Raw genomic sequence first — 18,526 nt, 5'->3', positions numbered from 1 at the left:
TCTCAGTGGCCCACAATCACCATCCAAATGGCGACGAGGTGGCACACGGCGGCGACGACGGTCGCGGTGTGGAAGTGCTCGTGGTAGCCGTAGTAGCGCGCGGAACGCCCCGGCCACTTGAAGCCGTACACCAGCGCGCCGAGCGTGTAGACGGCCCCGCCGGCGAACAATAGCCACACCACCGCGGGCCCGGCGGAGTGCCACAGCGTCGGCAGGAGCGGCACGATGATCCAGCCCAGCCCCACGTAGACCACGACGTCGAGCCACCGCGGGTGGTTAATCCACACCAGGTTGAGCACGGCGCCGCCGAAGCCGCCCGCCCACGCCACCGCGAGCATGATCGCGGCGGTGCGCGGCTCGAACACGATCAGGCACGGCGGGGTGTAGGTGGCGGCGATGAACACGGAAATGGTGGCGTGGTCGGCCCGGCGCCACCACTGCACCGCCGCGGGAGAGTGCCACGGCCAGCGGTGGTACATCGCGGAGACGGCGAACAGTAGCACCATGCCGGCACCGTAGATGGTCACGCCGAGGGCCTGCGGCCACGGCAGGGTCATCCAGCCGAACGTGATCAGCACGGCCGAGGAGATGGCCGACAGGGCGGCGGCCACGAGGTGGAACCAGCCGCGCACGGCTGGCCGGTCGCCGCGGTCCGCGACCACGTAGGTGCGCTGGACTTGGCCGGTTTTCAGGGCAGTCATGGGCGCCTCGCAGGGTAGGGGAGCGTTTCGCCCAAACCCTACCGGACCGTAGGTTGTGGTGGAAGGGCTTGCGAGCCTGTTTTCGGCGCGCGCAATGGCTGCGGTACTCTTTACCCCATTGCCCTAGTAGCTCAGTGGATAGAGCACTTCTCTCCTAAAGAAGGTGTCGGAGGTTCGATTCCTCTCTGGGGCGCAAATTTTTTTGCGAGAGTTTCGGTGACATCGTTCCGCTGGGTGTTGAGTAAAGACCACGAGGGTCGGCGGACGAACCCAGCCTCTGCATCCCAGGTCGGTGAGTGGCAAAGAGAGCCCTGGACGAACCAGACCTCAACGCAAAACCAGACCTCAAGCGCGGTCGCGACCTGGGGTTTTGCAGGTGTGCTCGGCTTGAAGTCTGGTTTCGGGTTGCCACTTCGCGCGCCCGCCGTAGTTGGCGCCCATGGTCAAGGTCAGGCTGGTGTTGTTACCACCCGCCCGACCTACCGGTTGAACGGCGGGGAGACCCACGTGAACGGCCGGTCCAGCAGGGTGGTGCCCAGCTTGGAGGGGGTCAGCTCGAAGGCGTCGGCGGTGCCGTCGATACGCGAAAGCTCGAGGCCATCCCCGTCTTTGCGCCAGGTGAACTCCAACGTCTCCTCGATGGGGCCGCGCGGGGCGGCGTTGACGCCGTCGTCGGTCATGGGGGCGGTGAGCTGGATGGTCACGCGGTCGCCGTCAAGGGTGTAGAAGCCTTCGTGGAGGTCGCCGGAGGCTCGTCGCAAAGCAGCGAGTCCGTGGAACTCGCCGTCGGGGGTTTCGCCCTCGACCCGGTAGAAGTTGCCGGCCTCGAAGCCGTCGAAGGAGCCGAACGCGATCTCGGACCAGCGGCGGTCATCCGCGAGTACAGGCGCGGGCTCGATGTCGCCGCCGGCGACCGAGTACACGCCGGACAGCTCGGTGCCCTCGCGGTCGAGCGCGCGCGGAATGCCGTTGGCCATCACGAATCCGCCCGCGCCGAGCGCGACCACCGCGGCCACGGCGGGGAAGAAGCGGGTCACGCGGTGGACCTTGTCGTTGGTGATCACCCGCGGCGCCTCCACGGCCTCCGTCGCACGACCGGCGAGGAAGCGGAACAGCCGCGGCAGCCACGGCGCCAGCACCAGCAGGTACAAAAGCGCCTGGAACGCCGAGGGAAGCTTCACGGGCACGTCGAAGGTCATGTTGAGAAGCCACACCACGGCCAGATCGATGAAGCCGATCAGCCCGCCGAGCCAGGCGGTGCGCCGCCACAGCAGCAAGATGGCGGCGACGAATTCGGCCAGACCGGCGAGGAACTGCACGACGGGGGAGAACCCCATGAACGTCCACAGAAGCCCCATCGGGGACTTCTCGCCGAGGGTGATCAGCAGCTCCGGGAAGTCCGGCTTGCTCATCTGCATCAGCCCGAGTTTGAATACCGCGTACGGCATGAGCAGCCCAAACGCCGCCATGCGCACGACCCAGTGCAGTGCCCATCCGATCTGTTTCGCGTTCATGGGCAGCAGTCTAGCTATCATCGGCGCGGTGAAACCTTTGGCAGTTGTCGTCGGCGCCGGGCCCAACGGGCTCACGGCCGCCGCACGCCTCGCGGTCAGCGGGTGGCGGGTCGAGGTGCTCGAGCGCGCCCCTGAGATCGGGGGTGCGGCGTCGACACAGCAGCTTCACGACGCCACGCTGGTCGACCTCGGCGCCGCCTGCCACCCCTTCGGGGCCGCGAGCCCGGCCTTCCGCGCGCTGCGGCTGGAGGACTACGGGGTGCGCTGGCTGCGCGCGCCGCACGAGATGGCGCACCCGCTGGGCAGCGGCGCGGCGGTGCTGGCGGGCACGCTGGAGGAGACGGCGGCGGGGCTCGGTGCCGATGGCGGGGCGTGGGAGCGGCTGCACGCACCCGTTGTGAGCCACATCGACGAACTCCTGGAAGACGTGCTGGCGCCGATGCCGCGCGTGCCCCGTCACCCTTTCGCGCTGGCTCGGTTCGGCGCGCGCGGGCTGTGGCCGGCCACCGCGCTGGGGCGCGCCGCGTTGCGCACCGAGGAGGCCCGCGCCCTGTTTGCCGGCAGTGCGACGCACGCGATCACCTCGCCGGCACGGCCGTTTACGGGGGCGTTCGGCCTGCTCTTCGGGGCGCTCGGCATGACGCGCGGGTGGCCGGTGGCTTCAGGAGGCTCGGGCGCGGTCACGGCCGCTTTAGCCAGGATTGTGGAGGAGCACGGCGGGGTGGTGCGCCGCGGCGAGGAGGTCCGCGTGCTCCCAGACGCGGACGCGGTAATCCTCAATCTCACCCCGAAGCAGGTGCTGCCTCTCGACGCCACGTCGCTGCCCGCCCGCCGCACCCGGTCCATGCGCCGGTGGCGCTACGGGCCGGGGGTGCACAAGGTGGACTTCCTGCTGGGCGCCCCGGTGCCGTGGGCCGATGCCAGGGTGGGTAAGGCCGCGACGGTGCACGTCGGCGGCACCGCGGACGAGATCGTGCGGGCAGAAAGGCAAGTGGCCCGCGGAATCATGCCCGAGCGGCCGTTCGTGATGGCGGCGCAGCAGTACGCCGCCGACCCCTCCCGGGGGCTGGTGCTGTGGACCTACGCCCACGTCCCGCACGGCTACCGGGAGCGCCACCCCGGCGAGGTGGCGGAGAAGATCACGAAGCAGATCGAGCGGTTCGCGCCCGGTTTCCGCGGTGTGGTCCGAGGAAAGATAGAGACGCCCCCGCACGAGCTGGAGGCGTGGAACCCCAACCTCGTCGGCGGCGACATCGCCGGCGGCGCGATGGACGGGGCGCAGCTGCTGCTTCGCCAGCCGCACCGGCTGCGCAAGGGGCTGTACCTGGCCTCGTCCTCGACCGCGCCCGGCGCCGGGGTGCACGGCATGCCGGGGTGGTGGGCCGCCGAGGCAGCAATGAGGGACTTCGGAGGTTAATTACTCCTCGCCGGTGAGCTCGCGCAGCTTCGCGCGCACCGCGGAGGCCTCCGGGTTGGTGGCATAGGTGCCGTCGGAATACAGCACGGTGGGCACGATGCGGTTGCCGTCGTTGACGGACTCGATCCAGGCGTTGACCTCGTCCATCCCGTCGGCGTCCGCGTCGACCAGGTCGTACGGGGTCTCGGTGCGGTCGAGGCGCTCGCGCAGCTTGCGGCAGAACGGGCACCAGTCCGCGGCGAAGATGGTCACGTGCGAGGAGGTCTCAGGTGCGGCAACGGTCATGTCAAACCCTTTCAAATCGTTGGAACTTGTAGCGCAGCCCGGTCGTGGAGGTCTGCCATTCGCCGTCGCGGACCAGCTCGAAGGCGTCGTCGATGCGGGGCGCGTGGACGGCTTTGTTTGCGGGGAGGTCCGGATGGACGTCGATAAGTGTGCGCTCGATGACATCCACCTCGTCGAGGGTGGCCTCGTAGACCTGGGCGCCGCCGATGATCCACGCGTCCGACTCCAGGTCCGGGATGTCGCGGCACACGGACGCGCCGTCGGACCACTCGTCGTCCTCGCGCGAGGACAGCACGATGTTTTTACGCCCCGGCAGCGGCTTGACCGGCAAGGATTCCCAAGTGCGGCGCCCCATGATGATGGGGCTGCCCAGGGTGGTCTCCTTGAAGTGCTTGAGGTCCTCGGGCAGGTGCCAGGGCATGCCGGCGCCGTCGCCGATGACGCCGTCGAGGCTTTGGGCCCAGATTGCGCCCAAGGTCATACGGACACCTCCGCCTTGATGGTGGGGTGCGGGTCGTAGCCCACAACCTCGATGTCGTCGAAGTCGTAGTCGAAGATCGACGCGGCCTTGCGCAGGCGCAGCTGCGGGTACTCGCGGGCGTCGCGGGAGAGCTGCTCGCGCACCTGGTCGAGGTGGTTGTTGTAGATGTGGCAGTCGCCGCCCGTCCAGATCAGCTCGCCGACCTCGAGGCCCGCCTGCTGGGCGAACATGTGGGTCAACAGCGCGTAGGAGGCGATGTTGAACGGCACACCGAGGAACATGTCGGCGGAGCGCTGGTACACCTGCATACTCAAGCGGCCGTCGGCGACGTAGAGCTGGAACAGCAGGTGGCATGGCATCAGCGCCATCTTGTCCAGCTCGGCCACGTTCCAGGCGGACACCAGGTTGCGGCGCGAATCGGGGTTCTCGCGCAGGGTGCGCAGGACCTCCTCGATCTGGTCGATGTGCCCGCCGTCCGGGGTGGGCCAGGAGCGCCACTGCACGCCGTAGACTGGGCCGAGCTCGCCGTTTTCGTCGGCCCACTCGTTCCAGATGCGCACCCCGTTGTCCTGCAGCCAGCGCACGTTGGAATCGCCGCGCAGGAACCACAACAGCTCGCCGACGACGCCCTTGAAGTACACCTTCTTGGTGGTCAGCAGGGGAAAGGACTCGGAAAGGTCGTAGCGGATCTGGCGGCCGAACACGCTGCGGGTGCCGGTGCCGGTGCGGTCGCCCTTCTCGGCGCCGTTTTCCAAAACGTCGCGCAGCAGGTCCTCGTACGGGGTGGAAATCACTTGGCTACTCCTTCAAAGGTGCCGTGCTCGTCGTGGTAGCGGGCGGCGGCGTCCAGAATGTCGTCGGCAAGCTCGGGCCGGCAGATCACAATATCGGGGATGTAGGTGTCCGCGTTGTTGTAGCGCAGCGGGGTGCCGTCGAGGCGCGAGGCGTGCAGCCCCGCCGCGAGCGCGACACCCACGGGCGCGGCCTGGTCCCACTCGTACTGGCCGCCGGCGTGGACGTAGGCGTCGTAGTCGCCCAGCAGCACGTGCATCGCCTTCGCGCCCGCCGAGCCCACGGGTTGCACCTCAAAGTCCAAGGCTTGGGCGACATGCTTCGCGACGGCCGGGGGCCTGTTCCTCGACATTGCCACCTTGCCCGCGAACGGCCCGGAGACGTGGCGGACGTCGGAGGACTTGAACACGACACCCAAATCCGGCAGGCCCACCGCGGCGTGGGTGGGCACCCCGTTCTCCACGAGTGCGACGTGCACCGCCCAGTCCTGGCGGCCGGTGGCGAACTCCTTCGTGCCGTCGAGGGGGTCGACGATCCAGACCCTGTCCTTGGACAGGCGGTCCTGGTTGTCGGCGGCTTCCTCCGACAGGAAGCCGTCGTCAGGCCTGTGCTGCGAAAGCACCCTGGAGATCCAGCTTTGGGCGAGCTCGTCGCCCGCCTCGCCGAGCTCGCGGCCCCGCAACAGGCCCACGCCGCGCACGCCCTTGAGGATCTCGCCGGTGCCCTCGGCGATGAGGTTGGTCAGCCGGGAATCCGAGTACTGAGCAGTCATGCAACCGACTCTACCGCTAAGGTTGGCGTGATGAACGCGCCGATCCTCAGCCGCTTCCACCCGCAGGTGGCCCAGTGGTTCGGGGACGTCTTCGCGGCGCCGACCGCGGTGCAGGAACAGGCGTGGCGCGCGATCTCCGACGGCGAAAACGCGCTGGTGGTCGCACCCACGGGCTCCGGTAAGACGCTCGCGGCGTTTCTGTGGTCGCTGAACTCCTTGGTGGAGCGCGCCGGGCAGCAAGCCTTGCCTATCGACGGAGCTTCCGCCTCCACCCACGGCGGCGTGCGAGTCCTGTACATCTCGCCCCTGAAGGCGCTGGGCGTGGACGTGGAGAACAACCTGCGCGCGCCGCTGGCGGGCATCGCGCGGGTGGCGCAGAAGCTGGGCCGCGACATGCCGGACATCTCGGTCGGGGTGCGCTCCGGCGACACCCCGCAGTCCGAGCGCAACCGGCAGGTGCGCAAGCCCCCGGACATCCTGATCACCACGCCGGAGTCGCTGTACCTCATGCTCACCTCGAAGGCGGCGGGCATCTTGCAGACGGTGGACACCGTGATCGTGGACGAGATCCACGCCCTGGCCGGCACGAAGCGCGGCGTGCACCTTGCGCTCTCGCTGGAGCGGCTGCGGCGGCTGGCGGGGGACTTCCAGCGCATCGGCCTGTCGGCCACGGTGCGCCCGATCGAGGCGGTGGCGAACTTTCTGGGGCCCAAGACCACCATCATCAACCCACCTGCGGAGAAGCGCTGGCACCTCGACGTGCGGGTGCCGGTGGACGACATGTCCGACCTGCCGGTGCCGGAGGACGCCTCCACGATCGGCGACGCGGTCTTCGATGACGCGCTGGACGAAGCTGAGCCTGCAGCGCCGCCGGGCGCCGTGAACTCCATCTGGCCCCACATCGAGCGCGCGGTGTACGACGAGGTGATGGCGCACCGCTCCACCATCGTGTTCGTGAACTCGCGTCGCACTGCGGAGCGGCTGACCAGCCAACTCAACGAGCTGTGGGCCAAGGAGCACGACCCGGAGGCGCTCGCTGCGCCGACGCGGCGCCCGCCGGCGCAGCTGATGAAGTCGGTGGACACCGCCGGCCACGCCGCCAAGGTGATCGCCCGGGCCCACCACGGCAGTGTGAGCAAAGACGAGCGCGCCCAGACCGAAACGATGCTGAAGGAGGGCACCCTGCGCGCGGTGGTGTCCACCTCCTCGCTGGAGCTGGGCATCGACATGGGCGCGGTCGACCTGGTCATCCAGGTGGAGTCGCCACCCTCGGTCGCCTCCGGCCTGCAGCGCGTGGGCCGCGCCGGGCACACCGTCGGCGCGGTCTCGGAGGGCACCTTCTACCCGAAGCACCGCTCCGACCTGGTGCAAACCGCGGTGACGGTGCCGCGGATGCGCGAGGGCCTCATCGAGGAACTGCACACCCCGCGCAGCCCGCTCGACGTGCTGGCGCAGCAGACCGTGGCGGCGGTGGCGGTGGAGGACCTCGACGTCGACGAGTGGTACGACACCGTCCGCCGCGCCTGGCCGTACAGGGACCTGGCGCGCGAGGTGTTCGACTCGGTGATCGACCTGGTCATCGGCATCTACCCGTCCACGGACTTCGCCGAGTTGCGGCCCCGCGCCATCCTCGAGGGCACCACCCTCAAGGCCCGCCCGGGCGCCCAGCGGGTCGCGGTGACCAACGCCGGCACCATCCCGGACCGCGGCATGTTCGGCGTATTCCTCGTCGGCGCGGACGACAAGGCGCCCCGCCGCGTCGGCGAGCTCGACGAGGAGATGGTCTACGAGTCCCGCGTCGGCGACGTGTTCACCCTCGGCGCCTCCAGCTGGCGCATCGAGAACATCACCCGTGACCAGGTCCAGGTCAGCCCCGCGCCGGGCCACACCGGCCGCCTGCCGTTCTGGACCGGCGACGGGCTGGGCAGGCCGTATGAGCTGGGGAAGGCGCTGGGCGCGCTTCGTCGAGAAGCAAAAGGCTCCTTGGATGCGAGCCTGGACGAGCGGGCGCGCAGCAACCTGCTGCAATACCTGGAGGAGCAGGAGGAGGCCACCGGCATCCTGCCGGACGAGAAAACCCTGGTGCTGGAGCGGTTCACCGACGAGCTGGGGGACTGGCGCGTGGTGCTGCACACCCCGTTCGGCAAGGGCGTCAACGCGGCGTGGGCGTTGGCGACCGGGTGGCGGGTCGCGCAGGAAACCGGCATGCACGCCCAGGCGGTGGCGGGCGACGACGGCATCGTGCTGCGCCTCCCGCAGGGCGAGAAGGAGCCCGACGGAGCGATCTTCCAATTCGACGCCGACGAAATCGCCGACATCGTCACCGAACAGGTGGGCAACTCCGCCCTGTTCGCCTCCCGGTTCCGCGAGTGCGCCGCCCGCGCCCTGCTGCTGCCGCGGCGCAACCCCGGCAAGCGCGCGCCGCTGTGGCAGCAGCGCCAACGCGCCGAGCAGTTGCTGGACGTGGCCCGCAACTACCCGAGCTTTCCCATCATCCTCGAGACGGTGCGCGAATGCCTCCAGGACGTCTACGATCTCCCGGCGTTGCAGGAGGTCATGCGGGACATCAACACGCGCCGGGTGCGCATCGCCGAGGTGACCACGGACCAGCCCAGCCCGTTCGCCTCGTCGCTGCTGTTCAACTACACCGGCGCGTTCATGTACGAGGGCGACACCCCGCTGGCGGAGAAGCGGGCGGCGGCGCTCTCGCTCGACCCGTCGCTGCTGGCCAAGCTGCTCGGCACCGTTGAGCTGCGGGAACTGTTGGACGGCGACATCATCGCGGAGGTGGACGCCACGCTTCGCCGGCTCGGCCGCGCTTCGACGAGCGAGCAGTTCGCCGACACCCTGCGCATCGTGGGGCCCGTGCCTATCGACGAGCTCCGCCTCCACACCGAAGTCCCCCTCGAGTCGTTGGAGCAGGCCTTGGGGGCGCGGATGATGCGGGTGCGCATCGGCGGGCGCGAGCACGTCGCCCAGGTGCTGGACGCGCCGCTGCTTCGCGACGGCCTCGGCGTGCCCGTCCCGCCCGGCGTCGCCGCCCAGGTGCAGACCATCCCCGACGCGCTGGCGCAGCTGGTGGGCCGCTGGGTGCGCACCCGCGGGCCCTTTACGCTGCGTGATTTGGCCGACGCATTCGGGCTGGCGGTCGGCGCGGCGCACGCGGCGCTGCAGCCGCTGATGGACAAGGACAAGGTCATCCCGGGCCGCTACCGGCAGGGCATCGAGGAAGAGGAATACGTCGCCGCGGAGGTGCTGCGCATCATCCGCACCCGCTCGCTGGCGGCGGCGCGCGCACAGACCCGGCCGGTGTCGCAGTCTGCTTATGGACGTTTCCTGCCTGCGTGGTCGAACGTCGCCCCGGTGGGGGTGACCCCGGCGCTGCGCGGAGCGGACGGTGTGTATTCGGTGCTGGAGCAGCTCGCCGGGGTGCGGCTGCCGGCCAGCGCGTGGGAGTCCCACATCCTGCCGGCCCGGGTGGGCGACTACTCGCCGGTGATGCTCGACGAGCTCACCGCCTCCGGCGAGATCACCATCGTCGGCGCGGGCAAGGCGGGCGCGCGCGACCCATGGATCATGCTGCTGCCCGCGGACTACGCCGCACAACTGATGCCGCAGGTGGACGAGCCGTTGCTGTCGCTGACCCAGTCCCAGGTGATGGAGAAGGTGCGCCGCGGCGGCGGGTTCCTGTTCACCGACCTGCTCGAGCCGACCACCACGACCGAGGAGCTGCGCGAGGCCATGTGGGACCTGGTCGAGGCCGGGTTTTTGGCCCCCGACTCGTTCGCGCCGATCCGGGCGCGGCTCGCCGGCGGCAAGGCGGCGCACAGGGCGAGGCGGAGGCCGTCGAGAAGCAGGGTGCGCTCGGGGCGGACCTCGTTCGCGGCGAGTGTGCCGCCGGACATGGTGGGGCGGTGGTCGCTGACGCCTACGCCTGACGACGACGCGACCCGCCGGTCGGTGGCTCTGGGCGAGTCGCTGCTGGACCGCTACGGGGTGGTCACCCGCGGCTCGGTGGTCGCCGAGGACATCCTCGGCGGGTTCGCGCTGGCCTACAAGACGCTGTCCGGGTTCGAGGCGTCCGGCAAGGCGATGCGCGGCTACCTGGTGGAGGGGCTCGGCGCCTCGCAGTTTTCCACCCCGGCGACGATCGACCGGCTGCGCGGCCACCAGGACTCCGACGACGTGGTCGGCTGGCCCTCGGGGGCTCGGGAGCCGCACGTGCACGTGCTGGCGGCGACCGACCCGGCGAACCCGTACGGGGCGGCGCTGCCGTGGCCGGCGCAGGGGCCGACCCGCTCGGCGGGCGCGATCGTGGTGCTGATCGACGGGCTGTTGGCCGCCCACGTCACCCGCGGCGGCAGGACCATGACCACCTTCTTCGACACGTTTCCGGACGGGGTCGGCGACCCGATGCCGCTGGTTGTCGGCGCCCTTACCGCCGCGGTGCGGGCCGGCCGGATGCAGCCGCTGGCCGTGGAAAAGCTCGACGGCGGGCCGGCCTTCTCGCTGCAGGAGTACGGGGCGACGGCGACCCACAAGGGCGCGAAGATCGGCGGGCGTGCCTCGGCGCCCCCGAAGCGGCGCGGCAGAAGCGTGGCGGAGGCGCTGGGGGAGCTCGAAGGTGACGAAGGCAGTGACGGCAACGGTCCAGGCATGCGCGACGGCGCGCGAGGTCCTGCCGAAGGTCTCACCTTCGACGATTAAAGGCGACGATTAATTCAGGGTGCGGCGCATGCTGTTTAGGGCCGCATCGGCATGCGGTGACCAGGTCGATTGGGTCGGTGGTTTGGCTGATTCGCATGGGCAGCATGACCCGCGCGCCCCGGTGGTGGCGGTGGGGAGGTGGGCCAGTGCGTTTCCGCAGGTGGCGGTGCCGATGCTGAGGCCCGTTTCGCCTTTAACCGGTTGACCGCCGAGTGCATCGCGGGGTCCGTGGTGTTGGTGTGGCGGGTGCCGTCGGCTTTGACCAGGACGGCGCCGCCGGTGTCGGGGTCGTAGTCCATGTACCCCTTGTTGAACGAGCCGTCCCTGTGGTCGTTGTTGCACCTGTGGTGGGTGGGGCACAGGCCGGTGAGGTTCTCGATGTCGGTCGCCCCATACCGCAGCCAGGAAATGATGTGGTGGGCCTCGCACTCGCTCATTGAGGTCGTGCAGCCGGCCCAGGAGCACACCCCTTGCACCGCGAACATGGCGATGCGCTGGCCCACCGACGCGAGCCTCCGCGACCGGCCTAGGTGCAGCGGCACCCCGGAAAGCCCGTCGACGGTGAGCAGGAAATCGCTCGTGCCGTCCATGCCCAGCCGGACCAGGTCGAAGGCGTCGAGGTCCACACCGACGTTGGTTTGGAACAAGGTGTTGGCGTCGGCCTCGGCGAGGTCGTCGAGCGTGATCGACACAACCACCGACGCGGCGCCGCCGTTCGCGGCCTGTTGCCCCTCCTCGTACTGGCGCAGGATAGACATGTACTGGTCGTATCGGCGCTGGCCTTTGGTGCGCGGGTCGCGGTCGCCCTGGAGCTCCTCCGGGATGTTGGAGTTCGGTGACAACCCCTTGTCGGTGAGCGCCTTGTACAGCGCGTAGTCGGCGCGGGTCATCGACAGCGTCACGTCGAAGGTGCCGTCCACGTTCTCCCTGCCCAGCGAGGCGTCGCGCTTTTCAAAGCCCGCGTTCGGGTTCGCCTTCACGTAGGGCTTGTTGGCCTCGGCGACCAGGCGCTTCACAAACAGTCGCAGGTCCTTCTCGTCGCGGTATTTCGCCTGCTCCATCGCGCGGGCGTAGATGCGCATCCGCTCGCCCTCGGCGGCCTTGAGTAGCTTGTCTAGCTCGCGGCGGATGATGTCCTGCTTGGCGGCCGGGACCTCGTCGGCACGCTTGCGCGCCTCCTCCTGGTCCTTGCGGCGGCGCTCGGCTTCCTCCTCGGCGGTCTTGCGCGCGGCCTCTTCCGCGGTGGAGCGGTCCTCTTCAGTGCAGTCCTCCTCGAACAAGAGGTCTTCAGGCTCCGGCGGCGGGGGCGGAGCGTCGAAAAGCGCCTTCGCCCGCGCGATGCGGTTGTACGCCTCGCCGCGCGAGATGCCGAGCTTTTCGGTCAGGTACGCGTCCGGGTGGTTCGCGCCGACCAGCTTTCCGGCGTCCGCCAGCACGCACGCCTGCGCGAAGGCAGCGTCCAAGTAGGCCTTCTTGTCCATCGCGCGTTCGAGGCGGGCGATGTCGCGGGTGATGGTGGCGAGGGGGAGGGCCGATGGATCGTCGAGAAGCTGGCGCAACTGCGACAGGCCGTCGGCGACCTGGTCCACGAGCTCAGCGATTCCGTTCACGACACCCTCCTTTCCGCAACATTTCGCGGGTGTTGGGTGTCAATGTAACAACGCGTCCGACACGTAAAACTCAAATTCGAACAAACATTCTAAACTAGCTGCTTCACCAGGTGATTCGCCGCCGCAAGGCCAAGTCGAGGATTCGCCTCGCGCACGTCTTTCACCGCGCGCACAAACTGCTCTTTGGGGTCGGTGCCGGTCTCCGCGAGCACCCCGCGCGCCCACTCGACCGCGGCGTCCATGTCCGGGAAGAACCCCACAAGCGACTCTTCCGGCGTCGGCCCGGAGTTGAAGACAGTGTTGAAGATTTTGCGCAGAAATTGGAACATAGACCCCACTATGCCCGAAGGTGATTCCGTCTATCAGCTGTCAAAGCGCCTGCAGTGGATGCAAAACCGCGAAGTGACAGCCACCAGCATCCGCGTCCCGCGCTACGCCACCGTCGACTTCGCGGGCATGACCTGCGAGCGCGTCTGGCCGCACGGCAAACACCTGTTTATGCAGTTCGCCAAAGACGGCTACCAGCCGCAGATCCTGCACACCCACCTGAAAATGGAGGGCACGTGGTCCATGCACCGCGCCGGCACCAGGTGGAAAAAGCCCGCTCACGCCGCCCGTGTGGTGCTTTCGCTTAGCGACGAACCAAAGGCCGACATCGAGCTCGTCGGCTTCTGGCTCGGGCTGGTCCGCGTCTTCCCGGCCAGGCAATACCAACAGGAGATGGGCTACCTCGGACCCGACCTGCTGGACCCGGACTTCGACCTCGACGAGGCGGTCCGGCGCATCGAGGCGGAGCCCGACCGGGAAATCGGCCGCGCCCTGCTAGATCAGCGCAAGCTCGCCGGCATCGGCAACGAGTACCGCGCGGAAGTCAACTTCCTGGCTGGAACCCACCCAGGGGAATTGGTGCGAGACGTGGACGTCGAGAAGCATGTGCGCCTCGCGCGACGGCTGATGTGGGCGAATAAAGACGCCCCCGTCCGCGTGACCACGGGGATCAAGCGGGCGGGGGAGACGAACTACGTGTTCGGCCGCAACAACAAGCCGTGCAGGCGGTGCGGCACGCTGATTACCAAGGGCTTCCTCGGTGGGGAGGGCGACCTGGAGCGGGTTATCTGGTGGTGCCCGCAGTGCCAGCCTGAGCCTTGCTATATTCCGAGGCGAAAGGGGGAGTGATGTTTGACTTTGATTTCTTCAAAGAGAAACGCCCGTGGAGCAAGCAGGAGATTAACGAACTGGGGGAGTACTTTGCGGGATGGGCGGAGATGCCCGCCGAAGCCTCAGAAATGATCTACTGGCATGATGAGATAGCCAGGCGCACAGCTGCATCATGCGCGGATTTTGCGAAGCAACTTTTCGGTGGAGAAGGCCAGCGTCCGGACATCGTCAGCGCCTACCGGGTCAAGTCACAATCAACTATCGGTGACAAAATCCGCAGATCGAAAAAGGACCCGGGTGCGAATGTTCAGTTGGGCCGGATGTGGGATTTTGCGGGAGCACGAATTACAGCCAACGTGCTTCACGATGATCTTCGCTACCTGGGGTACGAGCTCCGTCGACGGCTAGTCGCGGAAGGGCATCGCGTCACTGAGCGGGACTACATCGCGCGTGCTCAGCCTGGCGGCTACCGCGCCCTTCACTTGATTATCGACTCAGCCGCGGGAATCGTTGAGTTGCAACTACGGACTTTGCTTCAGTCCGAGTGGGCCAACGCTTTTGAAAAGCTAGCAGATAAGACTGGGCGTCGAATCCGTTATGAAAGGAATTATCGGCCAGAAAACAGGAAGCTTGCTGAAGTCGCCGCTCACCTCGGGTCTATAGCGAGTGACATTCACGACATGGAGCGGACGCGAGCTGCGAGCAACCGGCACAGTCAGACCTCAATGAGAAATCTTGCAACTATACCTCCGGGGCTTCCATTGAATCCTCGGTTGCATGAGTTGCGTTCAAGATCTTTCGAAGCGCTGTCGCGATCCGAGGCTGTCGCTGGAGATCAGGCTTCGAGTATTCTGAGCCTCATTCGATCACTACGAGACCTATCACAAAGCCTGAGCGCTTTCGAGCTTGAAAGCGAGTGAAGAAAATGAAGCACTTTCTCATCGTGTTCAACCGGAAAACCGGCGAGCGCCAAATCACGGAATACGCGGATTCTCGCGAAGCGATCAGGCAGCGTCTCGACGAGGAGCAGTCCAACGAGAACCCTGACGTCGAAATCGTGGTGATCGGGTCGCCCTCACTCGAAGATTTGAAGGTGACCCACTCCAGGTACTTCCGGGTTGATGAGCTCCCTGATTTCGTTGAATATTGGACAAGAAGTGAGAGGGTTTCCTAGAACGTAAAAGGCAGCCGCCACATCTGTGAACGGCTGCCTGGGGTTGTGTTTTCCTACGCAGATGGATCCGCGTTCTTTTCACGCACCGCACGGCGGATGAAGAACACCAAAAAGCCCAGGATGATCAGCACCAGCACCACGTAGATCACGTTGGAGTAGGTGTCGGCGTACTCGGTGGCCTTCTCCCAGTTGTCGCCGAGGACGTAGCCCAGGTAGATCAGGATGGCGTTCCAGATGCCGGAGCCGAGGGTGGTCCACAGGCCGAAGGTGACCAGGTTCATCTTGCCCAGGCCGGCGGGGATGGAGATCAGCGAGCGCACGCCGGGGATGAGGCGGCCGATAAACACGCTGGGCTTGCCGTACTTGGTGAAGAAGTTCATCGCGGCGTCCACGTCGGAGGCGCGAACGAGCCACATCCAGTCGGCGATTCTGCGCAGCCGCTCCAGGCCCAGCCACACGCCGATGCCGTACAGCACATACGCGCCGATGACGGAGCCCAGCACGGACCAGATGAACACGTTGACCATGTTCAGCGATCCTTGCGCGACGGTGAAGCCGGCGAGCGGCAGCACCACCTCGGACGGGATGGGCGGGAAGAGGTTCTCCAAGAGGATCGCGATGCCGACGCCGGGCGCGCCGAGGGTCTCCATGAGGCCCACAATCCAGTCGATGATGCTCTGCATTGGGCCTATCTTGCCCTACTCAACCTCGAGCGTCCAAGTATGCACCGGCGCGTCTGCCTGGGAATTTTTCATGTACTGGCGTAACACGCGGGCGAGCCCGTCCGCGCGCTCCGTGGTCAGGGCCTTCGACCCGCCGGCCACGCGCTCGAGCGCGGCGAGCTGCCACGTCGCACCGTTTTGCCGGGCCCGCACGCGCCCCTCGATCACGCCGAGGTACTCGTCGGCGCAGGCCTCGTCCACGTCCAGCGTGCGCAGCCCTTCGTGCGCGAGCTCGAGCAGATGCTTCTCGACGAGCTCCGCCACCGCCACCGTCCCCAGCGTCGGCCACTCCACCTCGGCGTTGATGCCGTCGCGGGCGCCGGCGAGGAAGTTGTCGTTGGCCGCCTCGAAGCTCAGGCGCGACCACACTGGCCGGGTCTGGTTGCCGAGCGCCTTGACCAGCCCGTAGTAGAACGCCGCGTCCGCCACAATGTCCTTCACTGTGGGGCCCGCGGGCAGCAGGCGGTTTTCCACGCGGATGTGGCTGAGCTCGCCGGCCGGGTCGTAGATGGCGCGGTTCCAGCGCCAGATGGTGCCGTTGTGCAGGTTGAGGTAGTGCAGGCCGGGGTTGTCGCCGTTCATGAACGGCGCGCCGGCTGCCATGCGCCCCTCGGGCAGCAGGGGAGAGAAGTAGCGCACGTTCTCCTCGAACAGGTCGAACACGCTGGTGATCCACCGTTCGCCGAACCACACGCGCGGGCGCACGCCCTGGTTGATCAGCTCCTTGGTGCGGGTGTCGATGGCCTGCTTGAACACCGGGATGCGCGACTCGTGCCACACCTTGTGCCCCATGAACAGCGGGGAGTTGGCGGACAGTGCCACCTGCACGCCCGCGATCGCCTGGGAGGCGTTCCACGCGTCCGCGAACCGGTTGGGTGCCACCTGCAGGTGCAGTTGCATGGAGGTGCAGGTGGATTCCGGGGCGATGGTTTCGAAGTAGTGGGTGTACTTTTCGTCTCGGCGCAGGTCGATCTTCACCAGCTCGCCGCGCGATTCCAGGATGGAGTTGTTCAGCCCGGCGTAGCGGTTTTCCTGGGTCATCCATTCGTCGCTGTCCAGAAACTGCGAGGTCATCGTCGGCAGCGTGCCGATCATCGCCAGCTGCGACCCAGCCTGCTCCGCGGCGTCGCCCACAGTGGCAAGGCGCTTCTCCACGCCCTCCGCCAGCCGCGCCAACCCGTCGCCCTCGATGCCCAGCGGCGGGTGGTTCATCTCCACGTTGTAGGCACCGATCTCGGACTGGTATTCGTCGCCAAGTATCTCCAGCACCGCCTGGTTGTTGGGGTGCGGCTGCATGTCGCCGTCCACCAGGTTGAGCTCGAGCTCGAGCCCGATTGTGCCGTGGTCCACGAAGTCCGCGTCCTGCAGATGGCGGTCGAAGCGCTCCAGCTCGTCTTCAAGCCGGCGCCGGTAGGTGGTGCGCTGGCGCGGAGTGTAGGACTCCGAAGAAACGGCGTCGCCCATTAGCGGTGCTTCCTGTACCAAGCGATCAGGTTGTCGGTGGAGGAATCGCCCGTGTCCGGCGCCTCCTCGCCAGCGACGGCGGCGGCGAGGTCGTTCGCCTGCGCCTTGCCCAGCTCCACGCCCCACTGGTCGAAGGCGTTGATGCCCCAGATCGCGGCTTCGACGAACACGATGTGCTCGTACAGCGCGATCAGCGCGCCCAGGCTGAACGGGGAGAGCTCCTCGGCCAGAATCGTGGTGGTGGGGCGGTTGCCCGGCATCACCTTGTGCGGGGCCAGCGCGTGCGGCACGCCCTCGGCCTCAATCTCCTGCTGGGTCTTGCCAAACGCCATGACCTTCGTCTGCGCGAAGAAGTTGCCCATGAGCAGGTCGTGCATGGAGCCCTCGCCGGTGGCGGTGGGCAGGTCCGCCCGGGGCTTGGCAAACCCGATGAAATCCGCCGGCACGAGCGTGGTGCCCTGGTGGATCAGCTGGAAAAACGCGTGCTGGCCGTTGGTGCCCGGCTCGCCGAAGTAAATTTCGCCGGTGTCGTGGTCGACGCTTGCGCCGTCGATACGCGTGTGCTTGCCGTTGGACTCCATGGTCAGCTGCTGCAGGTACGCGGGGAAGCGGGCGAGGTCCTGCGAATACGGCAGCACCGCGTGCGTCTGCGCCTTGTGGAAGTTGCGGTACCAAACGTTCAAAAGCCCCATCAGCACAGGCACGTTCTCCTCAAACGGAGCGGTGCGGAAATGCTGGTCCATGGCGTGGAAGCCGTCGAGCATGCGCATGAAATCCTCCGGGCCGATGACGGCCATGAGGCTGAGCCCGATCGCAGAATCCATGGAGTAGCGGCCGCCCACCCAATCCCAGAACGGGAACATGTTCGCGGTGTCGATGCCGAACTCAGCCACCTTCTCCGCGTTGGTGGACACGGCCACGAAGTGCTTCGCAATCGCGGATTCGTCGCCGCCGAACTGCTCGAGCAACCAGCGCTTCGCGGCGTGCGCGTTGGCCAGCGTCTCCTGGGTAGTGAACGTCTTGGACGCGACGATGAACAGCGTTTCTTCCGCATCCACCTCAGCGAGCACACGCGTCATATCCGCCGGGTCCACGTTGGAGACGAACTCGGCGGTGATGCCAGCAGTAGCGTAGGTGCGCAGCGCCTTCGCGGCCATGGCAGGGCCCAGATCCGAGCCGCCAATGCCGATGTTGACCACCTTGGAAATCGTCTTGCCGGTGTGGCCCACCCACTCGCCGCTGCGCAGCTTGGTGGCGAACTCGCGCATCTGCTTCAGCACCGCGTGCACGTCCGCGGTGACATCCTGGCCGTCCACCTCCAGCTGGGCGTCCTCGGGCGCGCGCAACGCGGTGTGCAGCACCGCGCGGTCCTCGGTGGAGTTGATGCGCTCGCCGCTGAACATCGCCTCGATGCGGCCTTTCAGGCCAGCCTCGTCGGCCAAGGCGAGCAATTGCTTTGCGACGTCTCCGTCCACCAAGTTCTTCGAAAGATCGACGCGGAGTCCAGCCGCGTCGAACGTGTAGCGCTGCGCGCGCTCAGCGTCCGCCCGGAACAGGTCCCGCAGGGTGGTGCGGGACTTTTCCGCGTGGAGTTTTTCCAGCTTGCCCCAGCTGTCGGTGGACGTGATGTCGTGCATGTCAGCCTCCCAGGTGGCGGTTCAATTCGCGGTTGGGTTGTCCTTGATCAAAGGTAGCCAAAACTCGGAGGGAACGTCCGTGTGCCGGGAAT

At 67.2% G+C, this 18,526-nt stretch carries 16 protein-coding genes and 1 tRNA gene; 6 read left to right on the top strand and 11 right to left on the bottom strand.

Translation table 11 applies throughout. The annotated features are described in order from the left end of the window. Nucleotides 1–2: 2 nt before the first annotated feature. Nucleotides 3–701: a PAQR family membrane homeostasis protein TrhA gene (gene trhA / locus O5O53_RS04795; RefSeq protein ID WP_269509493.1), complete on the bottom strand. Its 699-nt coding sequence runs from the start codon at nt 699–701 to the stop codon at nt 3–5. 120 nt (nt 702–821) lie between these two features. Here trhA and O5O53_RS04790 point away from each other — a divergent pair. Then, nucleotides 822–894: transfer RNA gene (locus O5O53_RS04790), tRNA-Arg, on the top strand. A 286-nt stretch (nt 895–1,180) separates the two neighbouring features. On the opposite strand, the gene O5O53_RS04785 is transcribed toward O5O53_RS04790, so the two are convergent. Next, a complete protein-coding gene (locus O5O53_RS04785) occupies nt 1,181–2,215 on the bottom strand; it encodes a hypothetical protein (RefSeq protein ID WP_269509491.1) in 1,035 nt (344 codons plus the stop codon). Here O5O53_RS04785 and O5O53_RS04780 point away from each other — a divergent pair. After that, a complete protein-coding gene (locus O5O53_RS04780; protein WP_269509489.1) occupies nt 2,214–3,632 on the top strand; it encodes a phytoene desaturase family protein in 1,419 nt (472 codons plus the stop codon). The two genes, O5O53_RS04785 and O5O53_RS04780, sit on opposite strands and share 2 nt — an antisense overlap. On the opposite strand, the gene O5O53_RS04775 is transcribed toward O5O53_RS04780, so the two are convergent. From O5O53_RS04775 to O5O53_RS04760, 4 genes are read right to left on the bottom strand one after another with little or no spacing between them, the layout of a single operon-like run. Then, nucleotides 3,633–3,917 carry a glutaredoxin domain-containing protein gene (locus tag O5O53_RS04775; protein ID WP_269509487.1) on the bottom strand — a complete coding sequence of 95 codons (285 nt, stop codon included), beginning with the start codon at nt 3,915–3,917 and terminating at the stop codon, nt 3,633–3,635. Nucleotide 3,918: 1 nt separating this feature from the next. After that, nucleotides 3,919–4,398, bottom strand: a complete 480-nt coding sequence (locus O5O53_RS04770; protein ID WP_269509485.1) for a dihydrofolate reductase — start codon at nt 4,396–4,398, stop codon at nt 3,919–3,921. Next, complete coding sequence (locus O5O53_RS04765; protein WP_269509483.1) at nt 4,395–5,192, bottom strand: thymidylate synthase; 798 nt, start codon at nt 5,190–5,192, stop codon at nt 4,395–4,397. Before O5O53_RS04765 ends, O5O53_RS04770 begins: the two co-directional genes overlap by 4 nt. Next, entirely contained in the window at nt 5,189–5,962 is a 774-nt protein-coding gene (locus O5O53_RS04760) for a 3'(2'),5'-bisphosphate nucleotidase CysQ (RefSeq protein ID WP_269509481.1), read from the bottom strand. Before O5O53_RS04760 ends, O5O53_RS04765 begins: the two co-directional genes overlap by 4 nt. 30 nt (nt 5,963–5,992) lie before the next feature. On the opposite strand from O5O53_RS04760, the gene O5O53_RS04755 reads away from it, so the two are divergent. Continuing rightward, a complete protein-coding gene (locus tag O5O53_RS04755) occupies nt 5,993–10,669 on the top strand; it encodes an ATP-dependent helicase (protein ID WP_269509479.1) in 4,677 nt (1,558 codons plus the stop codon). Nucleotides 10,670–10,704: 35 nt separating this feature from the next. Here O5O53_RS04755 and O5O53_RS11705 read toward each other — a convergent pair whose 3' ends face one another. Beyond that, on the bottom strand, nt 10,705–12,279 hold the full coding sequence (locus O5O53_RS11705) for an HNH endonuclease signature motif containing protein (protein ID WP_269509477.1): 1,575 nt from the start codon (nt 12,277–12,279) through the stop codon (nt 10,705–10,707). A gap of 89 nt (nt 12,280–12,368) precedes the next feature. Continuing rightward, nucleotides 12,369–12,608 (bottom strand): hypothetical protein, encoded by a 240-nt coding sequence (locus tag O5O53_RS04745; RefSeq protein ID WP_181890154.1) that lies wholly within the window; start codon nt 12,606–12,608, stop codon nt 12,369–12,371. A 10-nt stretch (nt 12,609–12,618) separates the two neighbouring features. Between O5O53_RS04745 and O5O53_RS04740 the strand changes: the two genes are divergently transcribed. The 3 genes from O5O53_RS04740 to O5O53_RS04730 are packed head-to-tail and all read left to right on the top strand — an operon-like array spanning nt 12,619 to nt 14,611. Then, a complete protein-coding gene (locus tag O5O53_RS04740) occupies nt 12,619–13,455 on the top strand; it encodes a DNA-formamidopyrimidine glycosylase family protein (protein ID WP_269509475.1) in 837 nt (278 codons plus the stop codon). Next, complete coding sequence (locus tag O5O53_RS04735) at nt 13,455–14,357, top strand: RelA/SpoT-related domain-containing protein (RefSeq protein WP_239355678.1); 903 nt, start codon at nt 13,455–13,457, stop codon at nt 14,355–14,357. The genes O5O53_RS04740 and O5O53_RS04735 overlap by 1 nt, the downstream gene beginning before the upstream one ends. After that, complete coding sequence (locus O5O53_RS04730) at nt 14,354–14,611, top strand: hypothetical protein (protein WP_269509473.1); 258 nt, start codon at nt 14,354–14,356, stop codon at nt 14,609–14,611. The genes O5O53_RS04735 and O5O53_RS04730 overlap by 4 nt, the downstream gene beginning before the upstream one ends. A 53-nt stretch (nt 14,612–14,664) precedes the next feature. On the opposite strand, the gene O5O53_RS04725 is transcribed toward O5O53_RS04730, so the two are convergent. The 3 genes from O5O53_RS04725 to pgi are packed head-to-tail and all read right to left on the bottom strand — an operon-like array spanning nt 14,665 to nt 18,434. Beyond that, a complete protein-coding gene (locus O5O53_RS04725) occupies nt 14,665–15,294 on the bottom strand; it encodes a DedA family protein (RefSeq protein WP_269509471.1) in 630 nt (209 codons plus the stop codon). Nucleotides 15,295–15,309: 15 nt separating this feature from the next. Continuing rightward, nucleotides 15,310–16,797, bottom strand: a complete 1,488-nt coding sequence (locus tag O5O53_RS04720) for a glutamate-cysteine ligase family protein (protein ID WP_269509469.1) — start codon at nt 16,795–16,797, stop codon at nt 15,310–15,312. Then, on the bottom strand, nt 16,797–18,434 hold the full coding sequence (gene pgi, locus O5O53_RS04715; protein WP_269509467.1) for a glucose-6-phosphate isomerase: 1,638 nt from the start codon (nt 18,432–18,434) through the stop codon (nt 16,797–16,799). Before pgi ends, O5O53_RS04720 begins: the two co-directional genes overlap by 1 nt. Between the last annotated feature and the right edge of the window lie 92 nt (nt 18,435–18,526).

The organism is Corynebacterium faecium, assembly GCF_027257105.1.
Taxonomy (GTDB): domain Bacteria; phylum Actinomycetota; class Actinomycetes; order Mycobacteriales; family Mycobacteriaceae; genus Corynebacterium; species Corynebacterium lehmanniae.
This window is presented reverse-complemented; position numbering and strand designations above follow the sequence as displayed.